Annotated in this window: 10 protein-coding genes; 9 read left to right on the top strand and 1 reads right to left on the bottom strand. The window is 34.4% G+C overall.

Features of this window, described 5'->3' with window-relative positions; all coding sequences use genetic code 11:
- The first annotated feature begins 132 nt into the window (after positions 1–132).
- The 8 genes from JMX07_RS12935 (at position 133) to JMX07_RS12905 (ending at position 13,203) form a co-directional block, all read left to right on the top strand.
- Complete coding sequence (locus JMX07_RS12935; RefSeq protein ID WP_227684845.1) at positions 133–1,629, top strand: AAA family ATPase; 1,497 nt, start codon at positions 133–135, stop codon at positions 1,627–1,629.
- Position 1,630: 1 nt separating this feature from the next.
- Entirely contained in the window at positions 1,631–3,178 is a 1,548-nt protein-coding gene (locus JMX07_RS12930) for a TnsD family Tn7-like transposition protein (RefSeq protein ID WP_201608340.1), read from the top strand.
- Positions 3,175–4,743, top strand: a complete 1,569-nt coding sequence (locus tag JMX07_RS12925; RefSeq protein ID WP_201608338.1) for a Tn7-like element transposition protein TnsE — start codon at positions 3,175–3,177, stop codon at positions 4,741–4,743. Before JMX07_RS12930 ends, JMX07_RS12925 begins: the two co-directional genes overlap by 4 nt.
- A 441-nt stretch (positions 4,744–5,184) precedes the next feature.
- The gene (locus tag JMX07_RS12920; RefSeq protein ID WP_201608336.1) at positions 5,185–7,596 is read left to right on the top strand and encodes a tetratricopeptide repeat protein; all 2,412 of its coding nucleotides are present in this window, start codon (positions 5,185–5,187) and stop codon (positions 7,594–7,596) included.
- 53 nt (positions 7,597–7,649) lie between these two features.
- Positions 7,650–8,651 (top strand): PIN domain-containing protein, encoded by a 1,002-nt coding sequence (locus JMX07_RS12915; protein ID WP_201608334.1) that lies wholly within the window; start codon positions 7,650–7,652, stop codon positions 8,649–8,651.
- Between the two features lie 392 nt (positions 8,652–9,043).
- The gene (locus JMX07_RS13765) at positions 9,044–9,205 is read left to right on the top strand and encodes a hypothetical protein (RefSeq protein WP_227684847.1); all 162 of its coding nucleotides are present in this window, start codon (positions 9,044–9,046) and stop codon (positions 9,203–9,205) included.
- 266 nt (positions 9,206–9,471) lie between these two features.
- Positions 9,472–12,597 (top strand): class I SAM-dependent DNA methyltransferase, encoded by a 3,126-nt coding sequence (locus JMX07_RS12910; RefSeq protein WP_201608332.1) that lies wholly within the window; start codon positions 9,472–9,474, stop codon positions 12,595–12,597.
- Positions 12,598–13,203 carry a hypothetical protein gene (locus JMX07_RS12905; RefSeq protein WP_201608330.1) on the top strand — a complete coding sequence of 202 codons (606 nt, stop codon included), beginning with the start codon at positions 12,598–12,600 and terminating at the stop codon, positions 13,201–13,203.
- Between the two features lie 206 nt (positions 13,204–13,409).
- Here the strand turns inward: JMX07_RS12905 and JMX07_RS12900 are convergent, their stop codons facing one another.
- The gene (locus tag JMX07_RS12900) at positions 13,410–13,619 is read right to left on the bottom strand and encodes a helix-turn-helix domain-containing protein (protein ID WP_201608327.1); all 210 of its coding nucleotides are present in this window, start codon (positions 13,617–13,619) and stop codon (positions 13,410–13,412) included.
- 84 nt (positions 13,620–13,703) lie between these two features.
- On the opposite strand from JMX07_RS12900, the gene JMX07_RS12895 reads away from it, so the two are divergent.
- Positions 13,704–13,928: a hypothetical protein gene (locus JMX07_RS12895; protein WP_201608324.1), complete on the top strand. Its 225-nt coding sequence runs from the start codon at positions 13,704–13,706 to the stop codon at positions 13,926–13,928.
- The last annotated feature ends 89 nt before the right edge of the window (positions 13,929–14,017 follow it).

Below are 14,017 nucleotides of genomic sequence, written 5' to 3'. Positions count from 1 at the left end.
TAGTCGCCCAACGCTTCTATCAGCATGCGAACGGCGCGTTCTTTAATCTCAGGAGTGTAGGTTTGTTTTTTCATTGTCGTATTCTCTCAGAATGTTGAGTCTCCGACAATCCCGGGGCGGTTCATATCTCAAATGATGGGACTGTTTTTTCAGCCTATTAACCGTCATATTGATCTTGAGAAGAAGTTATCAATAATGATTCGTGAAGGGTATGTTGGACGTAATCCTAAAGACGGCTCTTTAAATACTCATCTTCAAAATGGCTATGAGCGTTTAATGTCTGGTAAGAACGATATGGTTAGATTTCCTACTGTGACCTCTACAGCTCGTAGCTTGGCATTTATAGGTTGCTCAGGTAGCGGCAAGACGACCACCCTTAATAAAATTCTATCGACTTACCCTCAAGTTATTTATCATTCAGAATTAAACTTTACTCAAATTGTTTACTTAAGAGTAGATTGTCCGCACGATGGTTCACTTAAAAGCTTATGCCTTCACTTTTTTAGAGCGATTGACCAAGCTTTAGATTCTAATTATGAAAAAAAGTATGCGCTAAAACGACACAGTATTGAAACTTTATTGAATTTGATGCGTCAGATTTCTAATCATCATGCTATCGGACTGTTAGTAATAGATGAAATACAACATCTCAGTGTTAATAAGTCTGGCGGTGCTGAGAAAATGTTGAATTTTTTTGTGACGCTAGTAAATACGGTAGGTCTTCCTGTCGTTATGGTTGGAACACCAAAAGCTAGATTTATATTTGAAGGAGACTTAAGATCAGCTCGACGTGGAGCAGGTTTTGGCTCGGTTTTTTGGGAGCAGATGGCACAAGAACCAAATATAGTTTTAGCAGATGATAAAATATATAAATCTGAATGGAACAGGTTTACGGATAATTTGTGGAAGTATCAATGGTTGAAAAAAGCAGATATTATCTTATCTGATGATGTAAGAAGTCGTTGGTATGATCTGTCACAAGGCATTTTAGATATCGTAGTTAAGCTTTTTGTACTAGCTCAACTCAGAGCCATAGATTCAGGGATAGAGCGTATTACGGTTAAACTACTGCAGACCACTTATGATGAAGATCTAAGACCTATACATCCTATGATAGAAGCCTTGCAATCTGGTAGGGCAGACAAAATTGCCGAGTTTTCAGATCTAGTAGTACCCGACATTGATAAAAAGTTACTGCAGCTTCAAAGTAAGCTACATCAAAAGAAGTCTGAGTTCGATGAGGTATCAGAATATCAGGGGTGCGAACTAAGCATCAGATTACATCGTATGTTAGTCGATATGGGGCAAGACTCTCCTCTACTAATACCGACGGTTAAACAAGCAGTTTCTGAGCTACCTGAGGCATCTATGGCTGATTTGATACCTACCATTTTAGAATGGTTGAAAGAGGTTAAAGTTGGAAACAGAGATTTAAAAGATGACTCTCAAACGATTGATCTTACCAAAAAATCTAATTATATCAAACCAAAGGATTGGGATACGCTTGACTCTGAAGATTTACGCTATCAGTTCACTCAAAAGGAAAGGGATGATTCATTTTATGAACACTTAAAAGATTCTACATCGCTAATATTTGATATCAATGACTGGCTACCTAAGGTGAGTTGATATGATCAATCTCCCTATTCCGTATGACGAAGAGCTAATTTATAGCACAGTTGCTAGGTATAAGATTAGAGCTGGGTTGATTAGTCCAAAGCAGTTATTAGATGATATTTTTGAAGACAGAGGTGTGGTTGCAACCGTTGATTTGCCATGCCATTTATCTAAAATAACGAATCACTATCCTCATAACCGTTTTAATCTAAATTATATTGCATACCAGCATACGCTTTTTCCTTTGTATGCTCCTTTTATCCCTGAGTCTAGGCGACAAGAATGTTTGCAATGGATGGCTAGTCATTCACAAGGCGCTATTCACTTAGCAATAGGGAGTAATGCATCAAGACTGCCCTCTGTAAAATATATCCGTTACTGCCCACAATGTTTTAATGAGCAGTTTAAAGCCTATGGTGAGTGGTATTGGTCACGTATGTGGCAAATCCCAGGCATAACTTGTTGTAGCAAGCATGGAGCATTAGCGGATTCTTCAGTTGAATATCGCCCCAACTCCCGTCATGATTTTATTGCCCCTACTCCCCATAACTGTATTTTAATGCAACAAGAAAGCATCAGTAAAGATGATAAGTTTCTCATCTCTAAAACAATTGAGCTTTTCTCCTTAGCCGAACAATCTTCTCCGACTTTTGAGCAGTGGACTACTTTTTATCACGGTTTAGCTCGATCTCGCGACTGTATGAGAGGTACTAAACATATCGATCATTTTCGTATACTAGAAAAGGTGAAAAATAGATGGTCATTAGAGTTTTTGGAAACAAACAATCTTCATAGACTTAACAGTGAAACAGGTTGGCTTCGGGGTATTTTTCGTAAACATCGTAAATCGTTCAGTTATCTTGAACATATTGTTGCTATTGAGTCTTTCTTAGAGCAAGAATGGTCTTTTGAAGAAATAATGATGCAGGTGAAAAGTCAGACAACTACATTTCCAAGCAAAATTACACAAGTGAAAAGTAACGTAAAGCCTGACAGTGAACTGACAGAAGCAAAGCGAAATCTTTGGATGGAACTGATTAAAGAAAACCAATCTATCAAAGGTGCTAGAAAAATCAATCAAGCTCTTTACGCATGGCTATATCGTAACGATAAAACATGGTTTATTAATACAAACAAAAACTACCATCAACGTCACATACCTAAAGGATTCACTGTAGATTGGCAAAGGCGAGATAGCGAGTTTGTGAGGTCTTTGATCAAAATAAATGATCACACATGTTTCGACTTAACATTACCTCGTAAATCAAAAAAGTGGTGGATGAATCAAACTGATTCAATCTCAATGATTGAAAAAAATCAAGATAAGCTACCTTTAGTCTCAGCATTTTTGAACAGATATAGCGAAGACATTAGTAACTATCAAATAAGACGGTTAAGCCATGTGTTGATTGATAGTATATTAAACAACCATACTCTACAGCGCTGGGAGATATTACGACTGGCTAAATTGAGTGATGAGCGCATTACTCCTGAATCTAATCGGTTCCTAGAACAGGCGCATAATATAGCAGATATGCGAATAAATAAGGTAAGCATATGATAGTTAAAGGTTTTCCTGTAGACTCGAAAATAATGTACGTTGCTAATGTCTTCAAATTTAAACATTCGAAGACATGGAACCTTGAGCTATGTGTAAGAAGCGATAGGCAAAAACAGGTATTACATACCAGGCTATCAAATCTACCAGCTCTCGCAAAAAGAAGGGTCATAAACCCTCCAGATGGGCAGTCTCGTAAGGGTGGTTATTCGTTTTTTTTAAGTAATATCTCTACTGCTAATTGGCAAATAGGTATCGACTCAGAAGGGGGTGGTAATACCTTTGTATTTGACTATATCAGAGCAGATGATTCAACAGTAACGGTCCATATACCTCAGATTGAATTTGCACGAGTTTTATTTTTCCATAATGCTTATCTTGCTCGAAACTGTATTGATCACGGATTACTCAGTAGAGAGTTTTGGATTAAAGACATGCAAGATGATTCGGTATTGGTAAATGTTTTGCCTATAAGCTCTCTACCTTTAAAAATTTTTGATCATGAAGGCCAAAGACGCTTACTGGCCTGGATACTAATAGATAGGAACGCCCGTTCTTCCTATGAAAGTATTGCAAAAAATTTTATTGAAGAAGTTCAGGAAACTGAAGACAAAAAAACATGGCGCTTTAAATTTAGTCCGCCACGGCTTGATAACATCTCGCTAGAGACTAGAGGCCGGTTGGATAAGGACACTGACAATTACTATATTCATGAAATTCTAGGTATCAGTAATATTTCTTCCTCTTTGCCTAAAAAAGTGCCGTTTTATAGTGAGAAATTCAAATCTGGTATGAGAAGCGGCGGTACAAGTAATGTAGCTAAGCCAAATGGTACAGTAAGTAGTGATACTATTGATGATCAGCAAGAAGCAGATATTGACTCCAAATCGAAAACGATAGAGGTGCCAACAACATTTTTTAGCTTTGCAACTCCAATAGAGACTCGAAAGGTTGTCAAAAAAAGAGTTCCAGGCGCACAAGGAGCAGAGACTGAAGATTATGAAGAGTTGGTAGAACTAGATCTTGGTGCAGATGAGGCCACAATTGACGGCACAGCATGTCAGGCGGACTTTACAGGTCTTGATGATGACAGCGACGTTTTAGAGCTTTATATGCAAAGATTTGAAGCCTTCAAGCTACTCATCAAGATGTTATCAGAACGACCTCAAACTGACTGTACTGAAAAACTACATTTTTTACCTGCTGTTGGGCGTTCTAGGCTACATAGAACGATGGACGGCAATAGACGGTCTTTACTTGAAGTAAGAGTCAAAACTGATACTTCTCATTTCGTCATTTTGGAAATAGATACTACTGACAACTCTAAGCCAATATCGACCTTAATAATAAAAACCAATGATTTAGATTACTGGAACGATCATATGGATGAGTTTCTAAGCTCAGTTGTTAAGAGATCGCTGCGTTGGCCTAAGGCCAGTTATTTAAAAAATTTTGACGATGTGCACACCTTGAACCATCCTAAAGGTATGCTCGAACTTACTGAAAGTAGTGACGATTTTATACGGTGGCAAAAGCGATTGGATACGGTTCTAGGTTTGGCTGAATGATTGCGGATGATTAATATAAAAAGCGAGCATAATTATATGGTTTTCATCGAATGAGTAGTTTTGTCACTTTTAAAAAACCTTATCTGTTTCATTACTTGCTATAGAAACAACAGCTGTCATACCACAAAATAATTCGTTAAAGAGCTCAATAGCTATGAGTAGATGCTCAGCTGATAGTTTAGATTAATACTTACGGCTCTAAAAAGTAGAAGAAAAATATAGACTTTATAGATATCCTAAGCTCTTTGATATGACTAAGAAGAGCGTTACTGAAGCACTTAATTCTCTATTTCTTCTTTCATTTGCAAAAAACTGAGCACTATTACATATAAGTATGCAATAATTTTATGTCTTATCTAAAAATTTATATTTGCTTAAAGATAAACCATGGCATATAACTTCGGATAATATCAAAGGCCTTCTATATATTTGGATTTCACAATGTACAATATTTTTTTAAATAGCATTAGAGCTGCACGTAAGTTAAAAGCACAAAAAAATATTTCTGAAGTAAGTCTAAGTATTTTTAGAATGCTCATTCAACACATCTGCATCTCAAATGCGGAATATATAAATATTTTAGCTAAAGAAAGCTCTGGAAATATGTCTAAAATTGATATTAGTTTTATGGAGTTGCTCCAACCTGCCGATGGAGCATGCGTTGATTTTATAAGCAACTCTCTAACACAAATAGCGAAATTGAAAAATAGCTCCCTAGCCAGATTTTACTTTGAAGATAAAGATATCTCAAATCAGCCTGCATTAGTAGAATGGTTACAAATCAAAAAAACATCTTTAAGAAACATCTTATGTACATATGTTGCAGATCGAAATGAGAGTATCTTCGGACATGGTATCTCTTCAACTAATTTATTTTTAGATATTGATATCATTGAATATATCTTGGAGAAATTAAAATTTTATTTGCCTGAAAGTAAAGGTGGAGACACTCTATTTTTTCCTAAAAACTTTCAAATCTCTACGCCTATACAAACATTAAGACTCTTTGATGGTCATCCTACTTGTTATCGCAGAATAAAGAAAACTAACAACGGGATGATTAATGTTACTGTTAAAGTTCAAGAAACTTTAACACAAGCAACTGATCACTTTTATGAAGTACCAAATAAAATTTTTAATATTTCTAAAAGAAAAACTTATGATGTGTATGAATATAATGATTGGAATCCATTAATTTTTTTACCAGAGAGAGCTATCTCAGTATCTGACTTTACAGGACGAGAAAAAGAAATAACTGAACTTATCGATTGGTTTAACGATGTAGAAGACTCAAAACGATGTCTTGTATATGGTGATGGTGGTATTGGAAAAACAACTCTCATTTTGGAATTTATGCATCGTGTACTTGAAGATTCTATTGAGGTTGAGTGGAAACCCAGTGTTATTACTTTTTATACAGCAAAAAAGACTCGTTGGGGAATGTATGGTTTAGAGTCACTCACAAATAATAATCTAGGTGTTGCAGATGTAGCTTTACATATAGCACAGCTATTAGAGGTCAAACTTGACAGTAGCTGGTATCAGAAAGATGCAGACACTATTATTAGAAAATTAAAAAGCCTATTAGAAAAAGAGAAGATTAAGAAAAATGAGCATCTTATTATTTTAGATAATACAGAAACTATGGCTGAAAATGATGAAGATATTATTAATTTAGGTAAACAAATAAACTTACTTTCCCGTTACGCTGGAAGAGTAATACTGACTTCACGTCGAACAGAAAGGCTTGAAGCACGACCAATTGAAACAAGTAAATGGTCAGATGAAGAAGGTGCTGAATACATTCAAAAAAGAGGGAATGTATTACAAATTGATGCAATTAAAAAAGCAGGCATATCTACTTTAAAAAGAATTACTCGGGAACTCAACAATAAACCTTTAATTCTGAACGTTTTTATACAGTTTGCAAATGAGCCACAGAGTTCACTCGATAGTGCACTAGATAAAGTAAAAAGATTACAAGAAAAAGACTTAGGTATGTTCTTATTTTCTGATGTTTGGGAAAGATTCAATGAGAAAGAAAAATATTTTTTACTTCTTTTAACTTATTTTGGTCCTGATCATGATCAGTATTTTATGCAATTAGCCTCTGATAAAGCTAATTTGACTTTTTCTCTAGCTCAAAATACTTTAGAAGGTAGCAAAGGGATTTGTCAACTTAGCAGCATCGACGGCCAACTTCAAATCACCTTCAATAATGATTTCATGAAATTTTGTAAAAACAGAACAATAAGCTTTGATGGCCAGACACATCCTCTTAAAAAGGATTTACAAGGAATCCAAAATCGATATACAGAATTTTTAAAGTATATTGAGGTAGAAATATCAGATAATGATCAAAAAGCTTACTTAAGTAGATTTGCGCGGGTAGCTAGAAAATTTTTTAATGAAGGTAACAAAGAAAAAGCAATTGAATATTACGAATTAGCTATAGATGAAGATCCTACAAATATCTGGCTGTTAGAGAAATACTCAAACACTTTATTTATTTATAAAAATTTCCCACAAGCATTAGAAAAAATCAGTAAAGCTACTAACATCGATCCTAATCATTCTGAACTTCAATTTACGAAAGGGAAAATACTATCTCGAATTGCAAATAAGACCAAAGAATCTATTAAATGTTTAAATTTAGCTAATGAACTTGGAAAACCTATACATTTATGTGAATTGCAAAAAATATATGCTTATTTAGCAGATGGAAATATAGAAAATGCGACTATATCATTGAATATCGCTAAAGAAAATACCCCTAACGATTCCTATTACCAAAAGTTTCATATGGAGATTGTACGCTTAGAACGTAAAATAAGTCGATACATTATTCTATAAAGGATAATGGAAATAGATGAATCTAATTTTTTAGAAATATTTATCGAGGTAATATGTTTTATATATTTCTAGACACTTGTGTTTTTTTAGATATTTCTACTAAAAAACAAGAGTTGCCACTAGTTATTGCATTGGAAGAACTAGTGCGTACTGAGACAGCGAAGCTAGTCGTAATTGATCTAGTAGCTCAAGAATATGTAAGGAACAAAGAACAGGTCGCAAATAAAACAGCAAAGCAGTTGTCTCAAGAATTTAAACAAGTCAAAGCAATCATAAGTGAGTTTGCAGATAAAGATAGAGCTCAAACCATTGACGTATTAAACGATATAAACGCAAGACTGCCTCTTTTAACGGCTGCTAACTATGCCACCATTTTTAGAGTTGAGAAACTAATCGAATCAGCAGAAAAAATAACCATTAGCGAGCGTTCGAAAATTGCAGCCGTTCAACGAGGCTTAGAAAAAAAAGCTCCATTCCACATTAGTAAAAACTCAGTAGCTGATGCCGTAATAATCGAGCAATTCTATGAGTTTTCATTAGATATCGATAGTGCAGATAGTTGTTTGTTCATAACACACAACCACAAAGATTTTTCTGCAGAAGATCATCGGAAACCTCATAACGATTTTGAAAATATTTTCAATGATAATATTTATTATTTCAATAATTTGGCATCAGCAATTGACCATATTGATAATAATTACTTAGCTGGAATAGAGTTTGAACATGACTATACAGAGGAAACTCGTGGGTTAAGAGAAATCCTCAATGTAATGGACGAGTTAGTAGATAAAGTTTGGTATAACCGCCATCAAAATCTAATATATAGCATAAATGAAGGTGAGATAGAAATTGTCCCTCAAGGCACGGAACGCTACGGCAACCACGTTATTCACAAAGATATTCTCGATAGCGCAATTAAATCTGCCGAACGAGTTGAAAAGATATATGAAAATGTAGGTCCTTGGAGCGACTTTGAATTGGGTATGATTAACGGTAAATTATCAGCTCTACGTTGGGTATTAGGTGACGAATGGGATATGTTAGATACCTAAGATTTCGTAAAGCTAACCATCACTATCATTTTGACCTGATTACTCTATTTTTCATTTAACCCACAGAGGTTATTTTTCAAAAGGCAACATGGACAACGACAAGAAAAACGAAGTCAAAATCAACGAAATATTGCATGTTAAAAAAAGTTTATTATCGTTAGATAATTCTGGGCGATTCGTTAGTTTGAAATAGGCTATAAAATCATATCTAACCAAGCTAATCCTATTAGCCATGCAGACTCTGACATACATTTAGATGAGTTAAAATCAGGTTAGTTCGATGTCCATTATGATAACGGTAAGCCCGATAATGCTTATCTTTTCGAAAATACCTTCTATGATTCGCCTTTAGAAACATACCACGTTAAAGACCAAGTTCTACATGTCACAATATCAGTAAAACTTCTAGAAACTCCATTAGAATAGCAATAGCTGAGGGTGGTACTTACTCGCCAGACTTTGCTTATATTGTTGAAACTGATAAAGGTCAAATGCTGAATTTAATTGTTGAGACCAAAGATACTAGCTCATCTGGTAGTCTGAGAGCAGATTAAAACCGTAAGATTAAGCATACTGAACGACTATTGAATAAGATGGAAGCAAACGGGCTTAGAGCGAGCTTCAGCACCCACTTTAAAGATGATCTGGTGAAGGATATCATTTGGGATGCGTTGGAATATACTACAACCTAATTAAAATCTTGCTTTATTAAATAGGATGTGGGCAGTCTGCTTTAGGATTGGATAACAATAGATACTATAATGTAAAAATGCTATGATACAGAGTTGATTTCTATCTCAAAGAGCTTACTGAAATTACTATGCTAATCGATGCTGAAAAAGACTTAATAGCCTCTCTGGGCTTTAATAGAGCGGTTTCTGTCCATTCAAATGAATGTACGGAAAGCGAAGCTATTGTTTTACAGCAGGTTAAAGGTTTAAATGTAGATTTAGTATATCTTAATACTGATGAAAACGGCTCTAGCTTTCCAGCTATTTTTCTAAAAAAAGTTTCAACATTTGATTCCAGAGCTCTTATTGAAATTGCTGAAACACAAAAAGACATCTGGAACTATAAGAAGGTTTTATTCTTATATGTGTTTTCTGACACTGAAATTCGCATTTATAACTGTGCAGGAAAACCAATTCTAAAAGCAAAACAAACAGATTATGACAAAGAGCTAGAAGGTTTAGAAATTGGAAAATATAGCTTATCTAATCAACAACACTTAGAAGAATTGGATAAAGTTTTTTCTAGAGTTGCGATAGATACTGGTATTGTCTGGAAATTAGAAGAATCTGATAAGATTCGCACAAAAATGAACTTGAAACGTCGAGTTGACAGGTATTTAGTTGATAGTTTGGTAGAAACCACCAAACAGCTTGAGGTTGACGGGCTATCAAAAGATTTAATTCATAAGCTTATTTTACGTTCACTTTTTCTGTTATACCTAGAAGATCGTGGTGCAACTGATGAAAACCTTTACCAACAGATCAATTCAAAAGCAACATGCTATTTTGATATTCTACAAAATGTAGAAGATACTTATCATCTATACCGAAAGCTAGAAACATACTTCAATGGTAATGTGTTTACTATCAAAGTAGACGAGATGAATCTTGTTACTAAAGAACAGTTAGCAGTTATTCGTAAGTGCTTTACTAGTGGTAATGAAGATACTACGCAAGTTGATTTGTTCTCTGAATGGCGGCTATTTGACTTCAGTATTATTCAAATCGAACTTTTGAGTGAAATATACGAACGTTTTTTATTAGAGTCTAATCCAGAACAGAAAAAACAATCAGGAACTTTTTATACGCCTCCATCATTAGTTGAGTTTATTCTTAACGAAAAACTTCCAACTGGTAAATCATATACTAACTATAATGTCAAAATTCTTGACCCCAGCTGTGGTTCAGGGATTTTTTTGGTTGAAAGCTTTAAACGCCTTGTTAAACGTTATGAAAATCATCATGGCGAAAAACTCACTGATTTTAGAAAACTAAAGAAACTGCTGACAGAAAATATTTTTGGGATAGAAATAGAGTCACAATCAATTAGAGTAGCAACTTTTAGTTTATATCTTGCTTTAGTCGATTTCTTAGACCCAAAAACTATTTGGCAAAAAGAGAGTCATTTATTACCTGATTTAATTAATAATCCAAATGATGAAATATTAAAGGTTCAAGGTCATAATTTATTTTGTAGAGATACAATCGAGGTAAATGAAGAGATTGAGAATCATGAATTTGATTTAATTGTTGGTAACCCGCCTTTTGGGATTAAACAGCTATTGCCGTCTATTCGAGAGTATTGTGAAAAATATAATTTCGCTAGAGAAATGGTATTACCCTTTTTGCATAAAGCAGTCGATCTTGCACCTCATGGCGAAATTGCACTGATCTTTAATACCAAGATATTGACTAATACGAGTAACACATATCAAAACTTTCGGAAATGGTTATTTAACGAATGTTATGTTGAAAAAGTTTTCAATTTTTCAATTTTTCGAAAAGTTCCAAAGAGTTTTGGAGGTCATTTATTTGGTGATGCGGTTGGACCAATAAGTATTATTTATTATCAAAATCAAACGCCTAAAAACCCATCGACTCAAATTGAGTATATTGCACCCAAAACCTATGTTAAATCTAATGTGATTGAAGGCTTACAGATTGATCGTACAGATATAAAGTATCTACCTAGAGTAGAGTGTCAAAATCCAAATAGTAAGATATGGAAAATTGCTATGTGGGGCGGTATTGCAGATTGGAAGTTGATTCAACAGCTTTACAGCTATGAGAACGATATCAAAAGTTACGCTAACAACCATAATATTAAATATAGTGTTGGTCTACAGCCTTTAGGTAAATCTAGCAATAACCCTATAGAAGATAATGAAATTTCCAAGATGGAATTTATTAGACCCGAATCTATAGAACGGTTCTATACTAATAAAAATAATTTTACTCATATAAACACTTTATTGAGTAATCAAGACACAATTAAACATTACTTGAAGCTCTTTTCAAAAGATTATTTGCATGAATTACCAGCAATTAATATTTTTAGAAGAGTTACAGGCAAAGAAATTTTCAAAGGTCCAATATTGCTAGCTAAAGAGGGATTTAAACAGAATAAGCTCTGTTTTAGCATTGTAGACACTCCTGTTGTCTTTAACAGTACTGTTTTAGGATTCTCAACTCCCGACATTGATAAACTTAGATATCTTTCTGGTATTTTTAACTCAAGTTTAGCAACTTACTTCCTCCTGTTAACATCTAATTCTTGGGGGATTGAACGTGAAAGAATAAAACCAAATGAAATATATGACTTACCTATTTTTGAGGATACTCAAATATCTGATGAGATAATAAAATTACATAAACAGATCGAAGCAAAAATCAAGGACTTCTCTTTTGAATATGTTACGCTAGAAAAGCAGCTGAATAATCTGGTTTTTAAGCTATTTAGTATTGATGAAGAGTCCAAGCAAAGTATATCCGATTTTATTCAGTTTCAAGCTGATTTGTTCCATAATCAGTCAAAGTCTATAGCATTACATTCGGTACAACAAAATCAAATAAGGGACTATTCTCAAGTCATTGCTAATAGTTTAAACGCTTTTATTAAAGATCAAAATTTGTATGTGAATGCGACTATTTTCGATATTAGCCACTATAGCCCGCTGATGATGGTGAAACTATCATTTTCTAAAGAAAAAGAAACGATACATGTTTCTAATGAGAATGTATCAGCTCAATTAAAGCAATTAGATGAAAAGCTTTGGGAAGAAAAGGCGAGTAATATTTATGTCAGAAAGATATTAAACTACAAATCAGATGATGATATTCTTATTGTTCGTCCAAACCAACGTCGATTTTGGTCAAAATCTATGGCGATGGAGGATGGTTCCAACTTAATCCTTGAAATACTTAACGGGGTTTAAATGGCACTATTAACAAATATTCAGGATATATTCAAAAAGGCTTTTGAAAAAGACTGTTTGGAACTATTGGTAAATGCTTATAAGCTGGCACTATCTGAAAAAGAATATCAATTAGACTGGGATGAAAATGATTTTAGTGAACAAATCTGTGAAAATATTCGACGTGATAAAACTTATATAAGTAAAAATATTATTGTGGAAACTGAACATAAGAATTTCAGATCAACGAAGAGTAAGTCTAAAGGTTTTGCTGATAAGTTACCAAGAATTGATTTTGCATTTCATACATGGAACCAGCACTCTTGTATTCATTATATGGAAGCCAAACGGCTGAAGGAAACTGACTCAAAGTTAAAAAGAGCTTATATCAATGAAGGCATGAATAGGTTTATTTCTCAAAAATACCCATTAGGAAATATGATAGGTTACCTTATAGAAGGTAATGAGCAAAAAACAGTAGAAGGAATTAATAGGCTACTCACATTAGATGGCAAAGGTGTAGAAAGCTTGGTATCTAAAACCTTCCGGTTACATAGTAGTTATTATGAGTCCGATAACCATGCCAATATAGGTCAACTAAAACATATCATTTTGGACTTTACTTGACTACCTAATATGTTCTTTACAACTTATAGTTAACCACTATAGTGCAGACCTTATCAACTTCATTTTAGCTCTACGGGTATTACAAAGGTTTCCAAGCAGACTACTATAGACTCTATATTTCTTATCGTTCTCCATTTCATATCGTTCCTGAACTTTTTCAACCTCACTACGATTTAGTGCTGTTCAGTTTCTACATACTAGTGTTGTTAAATCAATCCTTTAATATCAACCTCTAAAGCATCGCATATCTCATATGCTTTTTTCAACGTAATATTTTTTTCTCCACGCTCGATATTTCCCATATAGCTTCGATCAATACCTGCCATCTCTGCCAATCTTTCCTGAGATATTCCTTTGCTTTTTCGTGCTTCGCGGATACGCTTGCCAAAGGCAATCGTGCGTTTATCTTTTGTCATGTCATTAACCACTGCTAAAGATAGCAATACTCACAGTGGTAAGCTACAATATCCACGGGATATAGTCGGTATTAGGAGGTGAGCGTGAAAACTAAACCAGAGTATCAGTCAGATATAACAGAAGCTAATAAACTTATCTGTCAGAAGTACTGGCTACGTGAGAGCGATAAACGAAGTGGCTTTATATATACTTGTAAAGAGATAGGTCAGGAGTTTGGCCTTAAACATCAAGACATACCGAGTATTATTAAAGCAAATGCTCATCTTATTGTACTAGGGCGTGTCTTCAATTGGATAAGCCCTAAATAATAGTTACAATACCGCATCTATTGAGTCGATGCGAGAAATACAAGTTATGGCAAGAAAAGCATTAACAGATACGCTTTGGGATCAATTGC

Source organism: Psychrobacter immobilis (genome assembly GCF_904846235.1).
In the GTDB taxonomy this organism is placed as follows: Bacteria; Pseudomonadota; Gammaproteobacteria; order Pseudomonadales; family Moraxellaceae; genus Psychrobacter; species Psychrobacter immobilis_C.
Note: the sequence above shows the minus strand (reverse complement) of the source record. Positions and strands in the feature narration are given on the sequence as shown.